We start from the raw sequence: 16,426 nt of genomic DNA, 5'->3' as shown, positions 1-16,426 counted from the left end.
GCGCGTGCGGGTTAGCCAATATGTGATTTTGTCGCTAGTCAGTCAGCAGGTTACGCGAGAAAAGATGAAAATCGACGTTGGGTTTACGTCGCCACAGGCGGGCTTTACGCGTCCCTGTCGCCACGCTTTCTCCGGTATCTTCAAACATTCCTGACGCTTCAAAGCGACGAATCAGACTTTTACGCTGGATCGACTGGCCGAGGATCACCTCAGTGGCTTCGAGCAGTTGCCCATGGGTAAATGTTTCCGGCAAGCAGTATACGGGCAGGAGCGAGTACATCGTTTTTTGCCGTAAGCGGTGTAGCGCCGCGGTAATAATTTTCTCGTGATCAAACGCGAGTGAATAGTTTTTCAGTTCATCAACCGGCACCCAACGGGCATTGCTGACGCTGGCGATATGGGGCGCGCAGTCTACCCAGGCGATTAGTGCAAACCAGGTGACCGTCAGGCTCCAGCCGCGCGGGTCACGATCAGGGCCGGAAAAGGTATCCAGTTGTTCCAGCCACGAAGGCGAAACGCCTGTTTTTTCGGTGAGTTTGCGCAGCGCGGTGGCGCGGGTTGAATCATCGTTTTTGATATCAATAAAGCCGCCGGGTAATCCCCAACGCCCTTTTTGCGGCTGGTTTGCCCGCTCGACCAGTAATACGCACAGCGCCTGCTGATGCAGGGTAAATAACACGCTATCTACCGTCACCAGAGGTGAAGGGAAGCGGCTGGCATCGTACTGATTCAGGTAGTCGGCTTCGGTGGTCATAAGGTACTCACGATGATTTGTAACGCTGACAAGTGTACCAGCCCGACACCCGGGGGCAAGGTTCGTTTTTTCTCATTGCTTATCAGTGGATTAGCTCACGGCTTAAAAATAATTCATTTTATGCTTGCTTAATATGTGTCATAGGGACATTATTAATTGTGTCGAAGGGACACAATTAAGGGGGGAGCGCGATGAACATAAAATTGACACTAACTTTGGACGACCAGACCTATGCCGTTGCCAGCGGTGTTTTTCCTGATGGTGCTGTCTGGTTAAAAGTCACCGATGCGTTGCCAACCTTTGCTCGCCTGATGCGAATCCGTGCCACGGCTATGCGCGATATGAACGATTTTATGCTGCTGGCGCAACTGGTTGAGGCGGTATGTCATCAGACCGATGTACTGGTCAGCCATCTCGACCTCCCCTGGCTGCCGTGGGCGCGTCAGGACAGACATATGGTCTCGGGTGACAGCTTTGCGCTGAAAGTCTTCGCCAGTCAGCTTAATACGTTGAAATTTGACAAGGTTAACGTGCTCGACCCGCACAGCGATGCGGCGGCGGCTGCAATCGACAACTTTGTGGCGATCCCCCAGGAGGTCTGCCTGATGCAAAGCGCGTCATTATCGCGGCTGTTTCAGCAAAACGCGCTGATGCTGGTTGCTCCCGATGCGGGATCGCTGAAGAAGATTGATGCCGTAGCCAGAGTGGCCGGTGTGGAGCAGTACGCCATCCTGAGTAAAAAACGTGATGTGGCAAGCGGCAGCCTGACGGGATTTGCGTTATTGGCCGGAGACGTCAGGGGTAGGGATCTGCTGATTGTTGACGATCTGTGTGACGCAGGCGGTACGTTTATAGGCTCTGCACAGGTGTTACGTAATGCTGGCGCCCGCAGTGTCAGCCTGTATGTCACCCACGGTATCTTTTCTAAAGGCGTTGATCACCTGTTTGCAAACGGTATTGACGCTATCTACACCACCACCTCTTTAGCTGCCCCAGCGTTGGTACATCCGCAGCTTGAGCTTATCGATATTGACGCGATTTACCGCGCCTGAGGGAGAGACTGATTATGAAAATGAACCCGATTCTGGCTATCGACGGCTACAAAGTTTCTCATCGCGTACAGTATCCGCAGGGTACCCATCGCGTGTATTCCAACTTTACCCCGCGCAGCGATCGCTTTTTCTCCTCGCCGTTGGCGGATGGCAAACTGGTATTCTTCGGCCTGCAGGGTTTTATGCAGTGGTTTTTAGTCGACCTGTTTAATGAGGCGTTCTTTGCCCGCCCGGAAGACGAGGTGGTCAGCGAATACAAACAGGTCATGGACAGCTATCTGGGCAAAGATGCGGTGGCGGTGGACCATATTCGTGCACTGCATCAGTTGGGCTATCTGCCGCTGCACATCAAGGCGCTGGACGAAGGCAGCAAAATCCCGATGGCGGTACCGGTTTTAACTATCATCAACACCCAACCCGAGTTTTTCTGGCTGGTGAATTACCTGGAGACCGTGCTGTCGGCGGAGCTGTGGAAGGCGTCAACCAACGCCACGATAGCTCACCACTACCGCAAAATCTGCGCACGCTGGGCAGAGAAAACCTGTAGCGACCTGACGCACCTTGACTTCCAGTGCCATGACTTTTCCTTTCGCGGTATGTCCGGATTACAGGACACCATGCAGGCGGGCAGTGGGCATTTGTTGAGCTTTAAAGGGACCGACAGTATTCCATCTCTGCTGTACGTCCGCGATTACTACACCGACGGCGAGCCCTATTTTATCGGCGCCAGCATTCCGGCTACCGAACACAGCGTGATGTGTATGGGTGAGCGCGAGCATGAGATTGAAACCTTCCGCCGCCTGATTGCCGATCTCTACCCGCAAGGATTTGTATCGATAGTCTCTGATACCTGGGACTACTGGCAGGTGCTGACGGAATATACCCGCGAACTGAAGAACATCATTCTGGCGCGTGAAGGTCGGGTGGTATTCCGTCCGGATAGCGGCAACCCGGTTGAGATCCTGTGTGGTACTGGCGAAGATGAGGATACCCGCAGCGATCGTACCGCTCAGGAGAAAGGGTCCGTGGAAGTGCTGTGGGAGATTTTTGGCGGCACGATTAACGCCAAAGGTTACAAGGTGCTCGACCCGCATGTCGGACTGATTTATGGCGACTCCATCACCCTTGAGCGAGCGAATGAGATCCTGCGTCGTCTGGAAGCGAAAGGATTTGCCAGTTCAAACGTCGTGTTTGGCGTTGGTTCTTTTACTTATCAATACAACACACGTGACACCTTTGGTTTTGCGATGAAAGCGACGTGGGGAGAAGTCGACGGCAAAGGCCGGACGATTTTTAAAGAACCGAAAACTGATAATGGTCTGAAACGTTCAGCCCGTGGTCTGCTTCGCGTCACACGTGATGAGCAAGGGGAACTGCGTCTGCATGACGAACAGACCTGGGAGCAAGAGCAGGAAGGGGAGCTGAAAACTCGTTTTCTCAACGGCAAGCTGTTTAACCGTGAGCATTTCGACGAAATTCGCCAGCGTCTGGCGACACAGGGATAATTCAACATAATTGCCGGATGAGACGTGTTGGCGTCGGATCCGGCAATGATGACTACTCGGCCAGCATCTGCTCAAGCTGTTCCTGAGCCTCCAGCCAGGCCATTTCACACTCTTCCAGCCCGGATTTCGCACTGGCCTGCTGCTGCAAACAGGCGGTAAGTTCGGCTTTGCGACTTTGGTCGTACAGTTCGCTGTCGCCGAGTTTTTCTTCCGCCTGCGCCAGCTGTGCGTGCAGTTTCTCCATCTCTTTTTCCAGACGGGTAATCTCTTTACGCAGCGGCTGCGTCAGGGAGCGCAGTTCCGCTTCGCGGCGCTTCTGGTCTTTACGCGCCTGGGCGCTGTTAACGCTCTCTTTCGCCGGTTCGTCGCCCTGGTTTTCCTGTTTCTGGACATCGCTCAGCCACTGCTGATAATCCTCTAAATCGCCATCAAACGGCTCGACTTTCTTGTCGTGTACCAGATAGAGGTCGTCGGTGGTGGAGCGGATCAGGTGACGGTCGTGCGAGACGACAACCAGCGCGCCTTCAAAATCGATCAGCGCCTCGGTCAGCGCCTGACGCATATCCAAGTCCAGGTGGTTGGTTGGTTCATCGAGCAGCAGCAGGTTAGGGCGCTGCCAGACGATCAATGCCAGTACCAGACGCGCTTTTTCGCCACCGGAGAAGCGGCGTGTCTCTTCGCTGACTTTGTCGCCCTGGAAGCCGAATCCACCCAGGTAGTCACGCAGTTTCTGCTCCAGTTCCTGCGGCGCCATGCGTGCCAGATGCTGAATGGGTGATTCATCGGCGCGTAAAAACTCCAGCTGGTGCTGCGCGAAGTAGCCCAGTTTGATGCCTTTCGCCAGGCCAATCTCACCGCTGATTGGGGCCAGTTCGCCGGCCAGCAGCTTAATCAGTGTCGATTTACCCGCGCCGTTGCGACCGAGCAGGCCGATGCGGGAACCCGGCACCAGATTCAGTTTGATCGAATCGAGAATGACGCGATCGCCGTAGCCAGCGCTAACCTTTTCCATCTTCAGCAGCGGGTTTGGCAGGCTTTCCGGCTCACGGAAGCTGAAGTGGAACGGGTTATCCACGTGCGCTGGGGCAATCAGCTCCATGCGTTCCAGCATTTTGATACGGCTCTGTGCCTGCTTCGCTTTCGTTGCTTTAGCGCGGAAACGATCGATATAGCTTTGCAGATGCGCCACGCGCTCCTGCTGGCTTTCGTACATTGCCTGTTGCTGTGCGAGGCGGGTCGCACGCTGGATTTCAAACGCACTGTAGTTGCCGGTGTACTCGAACATGGTTTGCTGTTCGATATGAATAATTTTATCCACCACCGGATCGAGGAAGTCGCGATCGTGGGAGATCAAAATCAGCGTGCCCTGATAGCTTTTCAGCCATCTTTCCAGCCAGATCACCGCGTCGAGATCGAGGTGGTTGGTGGGTTCATCGAGCAGCAGTAGGTCTGAACGGCAAATCAGCGCCTGGGCCAGGTTGAGACGCATACGCCAGCCACCGGAGAAGTCGCTGACTGGGCGCTCAAGCTGTTCGTTGGAGAAGCCGAGGCCATGCAGCAGGCTGGCGGCGCGTGAGCGCACGGTCCATGCGTCGATGGCATCCAGCTTGCCATGGACGGTGGCAATGGCATGTCCATCGTTACGTTCGTTGGCGTCGTTCAACTGCGCTTCCAGTTGACGATACTCGCGGTCGCCGTCAATGACGTACTCCAGCGCGGGCTGTGGTAAAGCAGGCGTTTCCTGATTCACCCACGCGAGCTGCCAGTTTCCCGGATAGGTAAATCCTCCAGCGTCGGCGCTGAGTTCATTTTTCAGCAATGCCAGCAGGGTAGATTTACCGCAGCCATTTTTACCCACCAGGCCAACCTTCTGCCCAGGATTAATGGTGGCCGTGGCATTGTCCAGCAAGACGCGCACGCCGCGACGAATTTGTAACGATGAGAAAACAATCATAAGGCGCCGTATGTTCAGACTATGTTAATTTATCATTATGATAATGTAATGCGTGGGCCGTTTGCCGCACCGAGGCGCAATGGTAGCCCAAAACGTCGAAAATAGACAAAAGACAAAACCGGGAGGGGGATGATGTTCCAGCCAGCGAAAGTCTTGCTGCTGTATGCCCATCCGGAATCTCAGGACTCGGTCGCGAACCGTGTTCTGCTTAAACCGGCCATGCAGCTCAGCAATGTTACCGTGCACGACCTTTACGCGCACTATCCTGATTTTTTTATCGATATTCCGCATGAACAGGCGCTGCTGCGTGAGCATGATGTGATTGTTTTTCAGCACCCACTCTATACCTATAGCTGTCCGGCGCTGTTAAAGGAATGGCTTGACCGCGTACTGAGCCGCGGATTTGCCAGCGGTCCCGGAGGGAATCAACTGGCGGGAAAGTACTGGCGTAGTGTTATCACTACCGGAGAACCGGAAAGTGCCTACCGCTATGACGCGCTAAACCGTTATCCAATGAGCGATGTGCTGCGTCCTTTCGAGCTAACGGCCGGTATGTGCCGCATGCACTGGATGAGCCCAATTATCGTTTACTGGGCCAGACGGCAAACGAAGCAGGAGCTGGACAGCCATGCGAAAGCGTATGGTGACTGGCTGGCGAATCCGATCCCTGTGGGAGGCCGCTGATGGAAGGTTCTGATTTATTGACAGCGGGAGTGTTGTTCCTCTTCGCGGCAGTGGCTGCAGTTCCCCTGGCCTCAAAGCTGGGTATTGGTCCGGTGCTGGGTTACTTGCTAGCGGGTATTGCTATCGGCCCGTGGGGATTAGGATTTATCAGCGATGTGGATGAAATCCTGCACTTTTCTGAGCTGGGCGTAGTCTTTCTGATGTTCATCATTGGGCTGGAACTTAATCCCGCCAAACTGTGGCAACTGCGGCGTTCAATTTTTGGCGTCGGTGCCGCGCAGGTGATGCTGAGCGCGGTGGTGCTGGCCGGATTATTGATGCTCACTGCGTTCTCCTGGCAGGCGGCAGTGGTTGGCGGCATTGGTCTGGCGATGTCATCGACCGCTATGGCGCTACAGTTAATGCGCGAAAAAGGCATGAACCGCAGTGAATCCGGACAACTGGGTTTTTCGGTGCTGCTGTTTCAGGATCTGGCGGTGATCCCCGCGCTGGCACTGGTTCCGCTGCTGGCGGGTTCTGCTGACGAACATTTTGACTGGATCAAAGTGGGAATGAAGGTGCTGGCCTTTGCCGGCATGCTGATTGGCGGTCGCTATTTGCTGCGTCCGGTTTTCCGCTTTATTGCGGATTCTGGCGTGCGGGAAGTGTTCACCGCTGCCACGCTGCTGTTGGTGCTGGGTTCTGCTTTATTTATGGATGCGCTGGGGCTGTCAATGGCGCTGGGAACGTTTATCGCGGGCGTGCTGCTGGCGGAAAGCGAATACCGACATGAGCTGGAAACGGCAATCGATCCGTTTAAAGGCCTGTTGCTCGGGCTGTTTTTTATCTCCGTTGGCATGTCGCTCAACCTCGGCGTGCTCTACACCCATATTCTGTGGGTGGCAGCGAGCGTGATCGTGCTGGTGGTCGTAAAAATGCTGGTGCTGTATGTGCTGGCACGTCTTAACGGCATGAGAAGCTCTGAACGGATGCAATTTGCCGGGGTTTTAAGTCAGGGTGGTGAATTCGCTTTCGTGCTGTTTTCAACGGCATCCTCGCAACGGCTGTTTCAGGGCGACCAAATGGCGTTGTTGCTGGTGACCGTCACGCTGTCGATGATGACCACGCCGCTGGTGATGAAGCTGATCGACAAATGGCTCTCCCGCCAGTTTAACGGCACGGATGAGGAAGATGAAAAACCCTGGGTGGAAGATGATAAACCGCAGGTGATTGTGGTGGGGTTTGGGCGTTTTGGTCAGGTTATTGGTCGCCTGTTGATGGCCAATAAAATGCGCATTACCGTTTTGGAGCGGGATATCAGCGCGGTGAATCTGATGCGTAAATATGGCTATAAGGTTTATTACGGTGATGCCACGCAGGTGGAACTGTTGCGCTCCGCAGGGGCAGAGGCGGCTCAGTCTATTGTTATTACCTGTAATGAGCCTGAAGACACCATGAAACTGGTGGAACTGTGCCAACAGTATTTTCCGCATTTGCATATTCTTGCGCGAGCGCGCGGACGTGTAGAGGCGCATGAGTTATTACAGGCTGGTGTGACGCAGTTTTCCCGCGAAACGTTCTCCAGTGCGCTGGAGTTGGGGCGTAAGACGCTGGTTACACTGGGAATGCATCCACACCAGGCTCAGCGCGCTCAGCTGCATTTTCGGCGGCTGGATATGCGCATGCTGCGGGAGCTGATCCCCATGCATACAGATACGGTACAAATCTCTCGAGCCAGGGAAGCCCGGCGCGAGCTGGAGGAAATTTTCCAACGAGAGATGCAGCAAGAGCGACGTCAGCTGGATGGCTGGGATGAATTTGAGTAGAGGATAACCATGGCAATTCGTAAACGTTTTATCGCAGGTGCAAAATGTCCGTCCTGCCAGTCGCAGGATACGCTGGCGATGTGGCGCGAAAATAATATCGATATTGTTGAGTGTGTTAAGTGCGGTCATCAGATGCGGGAAGCAGATAAAGAGGCGCGCGAGCACGTTCGCAAAGAAGAGCAAGTGATCGGGATTTTTCATCCGGACTAGCGATATGGCGCAGCTTTTTTTAAGCTAGAGGGTACACGGGTGCAGAATTCCGCTACAATCTGCGCCACTATTCTTTCCATGCTCAGGAGATATCATGAAAGTAGCAAAGGACCTGGTGGTCAGCCTGGCCTATCAGGTACGTACAGAAGACGGTGTGTTGGTTGATGAGTCTCCGGTGAGTGCACCGCTGGACTACCTGCATGGTCACGGTTCCCTGATTTCTGGCCTGGAAACAGCGCTGGACGGTCATGAAGTTGGCGACAAATTCGATGTTGCTGTTGGCGCAAACGACGCATACGGTCAGTACGACGAAAACCTGGTGCAGCGCGTTCCTAAAGACGTCTTCATGGGCGTTGACGAACTGCAGGTTGGCATGCGTTTCCTGGCTGAAACTGACCAGGGTCCAGTACCGGTAGAAATTACCGAAGTGGAAGACGACCACGTTGTGGTTGACGGTAACCACATGCTGGCTGGCCAGAATCTGAAATTCAACGTAGAAGTTGTTGCTATCCGCGAAGCGACCGAAGAAGAACTGGCTCACGGCCACGTTCACGGTGCGCACGGTCACGACCACGATCATGACCACGGTCATGACGGTTGCTGCGGTGGTCACGGCCACGGTCACGACCATGGTCACGAGCACGGCGGCGAAGGCTGCTGCGGCGGTGGCGGTAAAGGTAACGGCGGCGGCTGCGGTTGCCACTGATCGGTATGATTGCCTGATGGCGCTACGCTTATCAGGCCTACCGTAGGCCGGATAAGACGTTTACGTCGTCATCCGGCACAAAAAAGCGGGGATATCCCCGCTTTTTTTACGTCTCAATAATGTGGCGGCGGGGTCTCTTCAGACTGCGACGCAATGTGGGACGGCTGCGTTGCTTTGAGCTTTTCCGTCAGCAGACGCAGATGGTCGCGCAGTTTGGCCATTTCCAGTTCATGCGCGGTCACCGTCACGTTGAGCTCTTCAATGGTGATCTCCTGAAATGCCAGGCGACTTTCCAGTTCAGCCAGGCGAGTTTCCATTGTTGTATCCTGCATGATTCACCTCTTTCTTTTTTCTCCGGCAGATCGCGGACTGCGGCGAATTCTACTTAACTTTGCCTGTTTGCACAGCACTCAATCTTCGGTAACGAAACTAATTTAAACAAAAAGAGTCTGAAAAGTGGTGATAATAGGGCGTGCCTGTATGTTGATTTGTTCTGCAACGCTTTATAGTACATTTTTATGTTAGCTAACCTTGGGGTGAGATGCCCCGGCCCTGGAGATATGGATGAAATCACTGTTTAAAGTAACGCTGCTGGCGACCACAATGGCTGTTGCTCTGCATGCCCCGATCACCTTCGCTGCTGATGCTGCGAAACCAGCCGCTACTGCTGACAGCAAAGCAGCATTCAAGAATGACGACCAAAAAGCCGCTTACGCGCTGGGCGCGTCCCTGGGTCGTTATATGGAAAACTCTCTGAAAGAGCAGGAAAAACTGGGCATCAAACTGGATAAAGATCAGCTGATCGCTGGTGTTCAGGATGCGTTTGCAGACAAGAGCAAACTGTCTGACCAGGAAATCGAACAAACTCTGCAGGCGTTTGAAGCGCGCGTGAAGAGCTCCGCTCAGGCGAAAATGGAAAAAGACGCGGCTGACAACGAAGCCAAAGGTAAAGTTTACCGCGAGAAATTTGCTAAAGAGAAAGGCGTTAAAACCTCTTCTACTGGCCTGGTCTACAAAGTAGAGAAAGAAGGTACTGGCGCTGCACCGAAAGACAGCGATACCGTGGTAGTCAACTACAAAGGTACGCTGATCGATGGTAAAGAGTTTGATAACTCCTACACCCGTGGTGAGCCGCTGTCTTTCCGTCTTGACGGTGTCATCCCAGGCTGGACTGAAGGCCTGAAAAACATCAAGAAAGGCGGCAAAATCCAGCTGGTTATCCCACCGGATCTGGCTTACGGCAAAACGGGCGTCCCGGGTATTCCAGCCAACTCTACGCTGGTCTTTGATGTTGAACTGTTAGACATCAAACCGGCACCGAAAGCTGACGCGCAGCCAGATGCTGCACCGGCAGATAAAGCTGCCGACAGCAGCAAAAAATAAGCTAACAGAAACCGCCGCCCACAGGGCGGCGGTTTTTTATTATCGACAGGATATAATTAATACTGGAAAGCGCCTTGTGCGCTGTATTACTTTAGATGCCCCTATAATAGTGATGAGCCTGCCCTGACAACATAACGACAGGCTCCTGAAAAGGAGTGCTTTTTTTCATGTCCAGGTCGCTTTTAACCAACGAAACCAGTGAGCTAGATTTGCTGGATCAACGTCCTTTCGATCAAACCGACTTCGATATCCTCAAATCCTACGAAGCGGTAGTGGACGGGTTGGCGATGCTCATTGGTTCCCATTGTGAAATCGTATTGCACTCTTTGCAGGATTTGAAATGCTCGGCCATCCGCATTGCTAACGGTGAACACACGGGCCGTAAAATTGGCTCACCGATTACTGACCTTGCGTTGCGTATGCTGCATGATATGACGGGTGCGGATAGCAGCGTGTCGAAGTGTTACTTCACACGTGCGAAAAGCGGTGTCTTGATGAAGTCGGTGACGATTGCCATTCGCAACCGTGAGCATCGCGTGATTGGTCTGCTGTGCATCAACATGAACCTTGATGTTCCTTTCTCGCAGATAATGAATACCTTTATCCCACCGGAAACCCCGGAAGTGGGCTCTGCCGTCAACTTCGCTTCTTCGGTGGAAGATCTGGTTACCCAGACGCTGGAATTCACGATCGAAGAAGTGAATGCCGATCGCAATGTTTCCAACAACGCGAAGAACCGCCAGATCGTCCTGAATTTATATGAGAAAGGCATCTTCGATATTAAAGATGCCATCAATCAGGTCGCCGATCGGCTGAACATCTCCAAACATACGGTCTACCTCTATATTCGTCAGTTCAAAAGCGGCGATTTCCAGGGGCAAGACAAGTAATGCGTTTTGCCATCATGGTGACAGGGCCTGCTTATGGCACGCAGCAGGCGAGCAGCGCGTTGCAATTTGCTCATGCGCTTCTCGAAGAAGGGCATGAGTTATGCAGCGTCTTTTTCTATCGAGAAGGTGTATATAACGCCAACTTACTGACTTCACCCGCCAGTGATGAATATGATCTGGTGCGGGCCTGGCAACAGCTGAACCAACAGCATGGTGTAACGCTGAATATCTGCGTGGCGGCGGCGTTGCGTCGCGGCATTGTTGATGAAACTGAGGCAAAGCGGCTGGGACTGGCAGGGGCTAATTTACAATCAGGTTTTAACCTCAGCGGACTTGGATCGCTGGCTGAGGCATCCCTGACCTGCGATCGCGTGGTGCAGTTCTGATGAAACGTGTTGCTTTTGTTTTTTCTACCGTGCCGCACGGCAGCGCATCTGGCCGTGAAGGGTTAGATGCATTGCTGGCGACATCTGCATTAACGGAAGACCTCGGCGTGTTTTTTATCGGCGATGGAGTCTTTCAAATCCTCCAGGGACAACAACCGGATGCCGTGCTGGCGCGAGACTATATCGCAACCTTCAAGCTGTTAGGGTTGTACGATATCGATCAATGTTGGCTGTGCGCCGCTTCATTACGCGAGCGGGGCCTTCAGCAGGGGGTTAATTTTGTGGTCGATGCGACAGCGCTTGAACCGGAAGATTTACGCCGTGAGTTAGGCAACTTTGACGTCATTTTAAGGTTTTGAGACTCTCATGCTGCACACACTACATCGCTCCGCGTGGCTTACCGATTTCTCCTCTCTTCTTCGCCTGGTAGATAAAGACGATGAGCTTTTATTGCTCCAGGATGGTGTGACGGCGGCAATCGAAGGCAGCCGTTTCCTTGAAAGTCTGCAAAATGCCTCCATTAAGGTCTATGTACTGGAAGAAGACATTAAGGCTCGCGGTTTGAGTGGTCAAATTTCAGACAGTGTCGTCAGGGTTAGCTATACTGACTTCGTCAGACTTACGGTGAAGCATCCCAGCCAGATGTCCTGGTAATTGTGGGATCGTTGTATATTTCTTGACACCTTTTCGACACCGACCTAAAATTCTGCGTCCTCATATTGTATGAGGTCGTTTTATTACGTGTTTACGAAGCAAAAGCTAAAACCAGGAGCTATTTAATGGCAACAGTTAACCAGCTGGTACGCAAACCACGTGCACGCAAAGTTGCAAAAAGCAACGTGCCTGCGCTGGAAGCATGCCCGCAGAAACGTGGCGTATGTACTCGTGTATATACTACCACTCCTAAAAAACCGAACTCCGCACTGCGTAAAGTTTGCCGTGTTCGTCTGACTAACGGTTTTGAAGTGACTTCCTACATCGGTGGTGAAGGTCACAACCTGCAGGAGCACTCCGTGATCCTGATCCGTGGCGGTCGTGTAAAAGACCTCCCGGGTGTTCGTTACCACACCGTTCGTGGTGCGCTTGACTGCTCCGGCGTTAAAGACCGTAAGCAATCACGCTCCAAGTATGGCGTGAAACGTCCTAAGGCTTAATGGTTCTCCGTTAAGTAAGGCCAAACGTTTTATATTAATGTCAAACTAAACTCTTAGAGTTTTGGACAATCCTGAATTAACAACGGAGTATTTCCATGCCACGTCGTCGCGTCATTGGTCAGCGTAAAATTCTGCCGGATCCGAAGTTCGGATCAGAACTGCTGGCTAAATTTGTAAATATCCTGATGGTAGATGGTAAAAAATCTACTGCCGAAACTATCGTATACAGCGCGCTGGAGACCCTGGCTCAGCGTTCTGGTAAAAACGAACTGGAAGCTTTCGAAGTAGCTCTCGAAAACGTGCGCCCGACTGTCGAAGTTAAGTCTCGCCGCGTTGGTGGTTCTACTTATCAGGTACCAGTTGAAGTCCGTCCGGTCCGTCGTAATGCTCTGGCAATGCGTTGGATCGTTGAAGCTGCTCGTAAACGCGGTGATAAATCCATGGCTCTGCGCCTGGCGAACGAACTTTCTGATGCTGCAGAAAACAAAGGTACTGCAGTTAAGAAACGTGAAGACGTTCACCGTATGGCAGAAGCCAACAAGGCGTTCGCACACTACCGTTGGTAATCCCTTCGGAGTTTTAGTCACCAGGCGGGCGCTTCTAGTAAGCAGCCCGCTTTGGGCTACTTAAATTGAACGCCTAAAAGATAAACGAGGAATCAAATGGCTCGTACAACACCCATCGCGCGCTACCGTAACATCGGTATCAGTGCGCACATCGACGCCGGTAAAACCACTACTACCGAACGTATTCTGTTCTACACCGGTGTAAACCATAAAATCGGTGAAGTTCATGACGGCGCAGCCACCATGGACTGGATGGAGCAGGAGCAGGAACGTGGTATTACTATCACCTCCGCAGCGACTACTGCATTCTGGTCTGGTATGGCTAAGCAGTATGAACCGCATCGCGTAAACATCATCGACACCCCGGGGCACGTTGACTTCACTATCGAAGTAGAACGTTCCATGCGTGTGCTTGATGGTGCAGTAATGGTTTACTGCGCAGTTGGTGGTGTTCAGCCTCAGTCTGAAACCGTATGGCGTCAGGCAAACAAATATAAAGTTCCGCGCATTGCGTTCGTTAACAAAATGGACCGTATGGGTGCGAACTTCCTGAAAGTTGTTGGTCAGATCAAAACCCGTCTGGGCGCGAACCCTGTTCCGCTGCAGCTGGCAATTGGCGCTGAAGAAGCGTTCACCGGTGTTGTTGACCTGGTGAAAATGAAAGCCATCAACTGGAACGAAGAAGATGCAGGCGTAACCTTCACTTATGAAGATATCCCGGCTGACATGCAGGAACTGGCTGAAGAATGGCACCAGAACCTGATCGAGTCCGCTGCAGAAGCTTCAGAAGAGCTGATGGAGAAATACCTGGGTGGTGAAGAACTGACTGAAGAAGAGATCAAAAAAGCTCTGCGTCAGCGTGTTCTGAACAACGAAATCATCCTGGTAACCTGTGGTTCTGCGTTCAAGAACAAAGGTGTTCAGGCGATGCTGGATGCGGTAATTGATTACCTGCCATCCCCAGTAGACGTACCTGCGATCAACGGTATTCTGGACGACGGTAAAGATACTCCTGCTGAGCGTCATGCTAGCGATGACGAGCCGTTTGCTGCTCTGGCATTCAAAATCGCTACTGACCCGTTCGTGGGTAACCTGACCTTCTTCCGCGTGTACTCTGGTGTGGTTAACTCCGGTGACACCATCCTGAACTCCGTGAAAACTGCACGTGAACGTTTCGGCCGTATCGTACAGATGCACGCTAACAAACGTGAAGAGATCAAAGAAGTTCGCGCGGGCGATATCGCTGCTGCAATCGGTCTGAAAGACGTGACCACTGGTGACACTCTGTGTGACCCGGATCACCCGATCATTCTGGAACGTATGGAATTCCCTGAGCCGGTAATTTCCATCGCGGTAGAACCGAAAACCAAAGCTGACCAGGAAAAAATGGGTCTGGCTCTGGGCCGTCTGGCTAAAGAAGACCCGTCATTCCGCGTATGGACTGACGAAGAATCTAACCAGACCATTATCGCTGGTATGGGTGAGCTGCACCTCGACATCATCGTTGACCGTATGAAGCGTGAATTCAACGTTGAAGCGAACGTCGGTAAACCTCAGGTTGCTTACCGCGAAGCGATTCGCGCGAAAGTTACCGATATCGAAGGTAAACACGCTAAGCAGTCTGGTGGTCGCGGTCAGTACGGTCATGTTGTTATCGACATGTACCCGCTGGAGCCGGGTTCAAACCCGAAAGGCTACGAGTTCATCAACGACATCAAAGGTGGTGTAATTCCTGGCGAATACATCCCGGCCGTTGATAAAGGCATCCAGGAACAGCTGAAATCTGGCCCGCTGGCTGGTTACCCGGTTGTTGATCTGGGCGTGCGTCTGCACTTCGGTTCTTACCATGACGTTGACTCCTCTGAGCTGGCGTTTAAACTGGCCGCTTCTATCGCCTTCAAAGATGGCTTTAAGAAAGCGAAACCAGTTCTGCTTGAGCCTATCATGAAGGTTGAAGTAGAGACTCCGGAAGAGAACACCGGTGACGTAATCGGTGACTTGAGCCGCCGTCGTGGTATGCTTCGTGGTCAGGAATCCAACGTCACTGGCGTTGTTATCCATGCTGAAGTTCCGCTGTCTGAAATGTTCGGATATGCAACCCAGCTGCGTTCTCTGACCAAAGGCCGTGCTTCTTACTCCATGGAGTTCCTGAAGTACGACGATGCGCCGAACAACGTTGCTCAGGCCGTTATTGAAGCCCGTGGTAAATAATCCACAGGATTAAAACCTAAGTCCCGTGCTCTCTCCATAGGGGAGAGCACTATAGTAAGGAATATAGCCGTGTCTAAAGAAAAATTTGAACGTACAAAACCGCACGTTAACGTCGGCACCATCGGCCACGTTGACCACGGTAAAACTACCCTGACCGCTGCAATCACTACCGTACTGGCTAAAACCTACGGCGGTGCTGCTCGTGCATTCGACCAGATCGATAACGCGCCGGAAGAAAAAGCTCGTGGTATCACCATCAACACTTCTCACGTTGAATATGACACCCCGACTCGCCACTACGCACACGTAGACTGCCCGGGCCACGCCGACTATGTTAAAAACATGATCACCGGTGCTGCGCAGATGGACGGCGCGATCCTGGTTGTTGCTGCGACTGACGGCCCGATGCCGCAGACTCGTGAGCACATCCTGCTGGGTCGTCAGGTAGGCGTTCCGTACATCATCGTGTTCCTGAACAAATGCGACATGGTTGATGACGAAGAGCTGCTGGAACTGGTAGAAATGGAAGTTCGTGAACTTCTGTCTCAGTACGATTTCCCGGGCGACGACACTCCGATCGTTCGTGGTTCTGCTCTGAAAGCGCTGGAAGGCGAAGCAGAGTGGGAAGCGAAAATCATCGAACTGGCTGGCTTCCTGGATTCTTACATCCCAGAACCAGAGCGTGCGATTGACAAGCCGTTCCTGCTGCCTATCGAAGACGTATTCTCCATCTCCGGTCGTGGTACCGTTGTTACCGGTCGTGTAGAACGCGGTATCATCAAAGTTGGTGAAGAAGTTGAAATCGTTGGTATCAAAGAGACTGCTAAGTCTACCTGTACTGGCGTTGAAATGTTCCGCAAACTGCTGGACGAAGGCCGTGCTGGTGAGAACGTTGGTGTTCTGCTGCGTGGTATCAAACGTGAAGAAATCGAACGTGGTCAGGTACTGGCTAAGCCGGGCTCTATCAAGCCGCACACCAAGTTCGAATCTGAAGTGTACATTCTGTCCAAAGACGAAGGCGGCCGTCATACTCCGTTCTTCAAAGGCTACCGTCCGCAGTTCTACTTCCGTACTACTGACGTGACTGGTACCATCGAACTGCCGGAAGGCGTAGAGATGGTAATGCCGGGCGACAACATCAAAATGGTTGTTACCCTGATCCACCC

At 52.6% G+C, this 16,426-nt stretch carries 18 protein-coding genes; 15 read left to right on the top strand and 3 right to left on the bottom strand.

Annotated features, from left to right (window positions below):
* Positions 1 to 34: 34 nt before the first annotated feature.
* Positions 35 to 754 carry an NUDIX domain-containing protein gene (locus OGX97_RS12760; RefSeq protein ID WP_279850882.1) on the bottom strand — a complete coding sequence of 240 codons (720 nt, stop codon included), beginning with the start codon at positions 752 to 754 and terminating at the stop codon, positions 35 to 37.
* Positions 755 to 945: 191 nt separating this feature from the next.
* Here OGX97_RS12760 and prs point away from each other — a divergent pair, with 191 nt between their 5' ends.
* Positions 946 to 1,806: a ribose-phosphate diphosphokinase gene (gene prs, locus OGX97_RS12755; protein WP_279850883.1), complete on the top strand. Its 861-nt coding sequence runs from the start codon at positions 946 to 948 to the stop codon at positions 1,804 to 1,806.
* A 14-nt stretch (positions 1,807 to 1,820) separates the two neighbouring features.
* Positions 1,821 to 3,311, top strand: a complete 1,491-nt coding sequence (locus OGX97_RS12750; protein ID WP_286592461.1) for a nicotinate phosphoribosyltransferase — start codon at positions 1,821 to 1,823, stop codon at positions 3,309 to 3,311.
* Positions 3,312 to 3,363: 52 nt separating this feature from the next.
* Here OGX97_RS12750 and OGX97_RS12745 read toward each other — a convergent pair whose 3' ends face one another.
* Positions 3,364 to 5,265: an ABC transporter ATP-binding protein gene (locus OGX97_RS12745; RefSeq protein ID WP_003827754.1), complete on the bottom strand. Its 1,902-nt coding sequence runs from the start codon at positions 5,263 to 5,265 to the stop codon at positions 3,364 to 3,366.
* A gap of 132 nt (positions 5,266 to 5,397) precedes the next feature.
* Between OGX97_RS12745 and kefG the strand changes: the two genes are divergently transcribed.
* From kefG to slyD, 4 genes are all read left to right on the top strand, one after another.
* On the top strand, positions 5,398 to 5,949 hold the full coding sequence (kefG, locus tag OGX97_RS12740; protein ID WP_003023629.1) for a glutathione-regulated potassium-efflux system ancillary protein KefG: 552 nt from the start codon (positions 5,398 to 5,400) through the stop codon (positions 5,947 to 5,949).
* The gene (kefB, locus tag OGX97_RS12735; RefSeq protein WP_003827759.1) at positions 5,949 to 7,754 is read left to right on the top strand and encodes a glutathione-regulated potassium-efflux system protein KefB; all 1,806 of its coding nucleotides are present in this window, start codon (positions 5,949 to 5,951) and stop codon (positions 7,752 to 7,754) included. Before kefG ends, kefB begins: the two co-directional genes overlap by 1 nt.
* Before the next feature lie 9 nt (positions 7,755 to 7,763).
* The gene (locus OGX97_RS12730) at positions 7,764 to 7,964 is read left to right on the top strand and encodes a YheV family putative zinc ribbon protein (protein WP_003023632.1); all 201 of its coding nucleotides are present in this window, start codon (positions 7,764 to 7,766) and stop codon (positions 7,962 to 7,964) included.
* Between the two features lie 94 nt (positions 7,965 to 8,058).
* On the top strand, positions 8,059 to 8,670 hold the full coding sequence (gene slyD, locus OGX97_RS12725) for a peptidylprolyl isomerase (RefSeq protein WP_008786294.1): 612 nt from the start codon (positions 8,059 to 8,061) through the stop codon (positions 8,668 to 8,670).
* 113 nt (positions 8,671 to 8,783) lie between these two features.
* Here the strand turns inward: slyD and OGX97_RS12720 are convergent, their stop codons facing one another.
* Positions 8,784 to 9,002, bottom strand: coding sequence for a protein SlyX (locus tag OGX97_RS12720; RefSeq protein ID WP_003023639.1), 219 nt, complete (start codon positions 9,000 to 9,002; stop codon positions 8,784 to 8,786).
* A gap of 232 nt (positions 9,003 to 9,234) precedes the next feature.
* Here OGX97_RS12720 and fkpA point away from each other — a divergent pair, with 232 nt between their 5' ends.
* The 9 genes from fkpA to tuf form a co-directional block, all read left to right on the top strand.
* Positions 9,235 to 10,053, top strand: coding sequence for an FKBP-type peptidyl-prolyl cis-trans isomerase (gene fkpA, locus OGX97_RS12715; protein WP_003827768.1), 819 nt, complete (start codon positions 9,235 to 9,237; stop codon positions 10,051 to 10,053).
* Positions 10,054 to 10,220: 167 nt separating this feature from the next.
* The gene (locus OGX97_RS12710) at positions 10,221 to 10,943 is read left to right on the top strand and encodes a helix-turn-helix transcriptional regulator (protein WP_003023643.1); all 723 of its coding nucleotides are present in this window, start codon (positions 10,221 to 10,223) and stop codon (positions 10,941 to 10,943) included.
* Positions 10,943 to 11,329 (top strand): sulfurtransferase complex subunit TusD, encoded by a 387-nt coding sequence (gene tusD / locus OGX97_RS12705; protein WP_057067137.1) that lies wholly within the window; start codon positions 10,943 to 10,945, stop codon positions 11,327 to 11,329. Before OGX97_RS12710 ends, tusD begins: the two co-directional genes overlap by 1 nt.
* On the top strand, positions 11,329 to 11,688 hold the full coding sequence (tusC, locus tag OGX97_RS12700; RefSeq protein WP_003827771.1) for a sulfurtransferase complex subunit TusC: 360 nt from the start codon (positions 11,329 to 11,331) through the stop codon (positions 11,686 to 11,688). Before tusD ends, tusC begins: the two co-directional genes overlap by 1 nt.
* 7 nt (positions 11,689 to 11,695) lie before the next feature.
* Complete coding sequence (gene tusB / locus OGX97_RS12695) at positions 11,696 to 11,983, top strand: sulfurtransferase complex subunit TusB (RefSeq protein WP_008786292.1); 288 nt, start codon at positions 11,696 to 11,698, stop codon at positions 11,981 to 11,983.
* A 125-nt stretch (positions 11,984 to 12,108) separates the two neighbouring features.
* Complete coding sequence (gene rpsL / locus OGX97_RS12690) at positions 12,109 to 12,483, top strand: 30S ribosomal protein S12 (protein WP_003023654.1); 375 nt, start codon at positions 12,109 to 12,111, stop codon at positions 12,481 to 12,483.
* Between the two features lie 95 nt (positions 12,484 to 12,578).
* A complete protein-coding gene (rpsG, locus tag OGX97_RS12685) occupies positions 12,579 to 13,049 on the top strand; it encodes a 30S ribosomal protein S7 (RefSeq protein WP_003023657.1) in 471 nt (156 codons plus the stop codon).
* A 96-nt stretch (positions 13,050 to 13,145) separates the two neighbouring features.
* Complete coding sequence (fusA, locus tag OGX97_RS12680) at positions 13,146 to 15,260, top strand: elongation factor G (protein WP_003023659.1); 2,115 nt, start codon at positions 13,146 to 13,148, stop codon at positions 15,258 to 15,260.
* Positions 15,261 to 15,329: 69 nt separating this feature from the next.
* Positions 15,330 to 16,426, top strand: a 1,097-nt coding sequence (gene tuf, locus OGX97_RS12675) for an elongation factor Tu (protein WP_118262821.1), incomplete at its 3' end; no start/stop codon positions are given.

This window comes from Citrobacter sp. Cpo061, assembly GCF_030332845.1.
GTDB lineage: Bacteria > Pseudomonadota > Gammaproteobacteria > Enterobacterales > Enterobacteriaceae > Citrobacter > Citrobacter portucalensis.
Note: the sequence above shows the minus strand (reverse complement) of the source record. Positions and strands in the feature narration are given on the sequence as shown.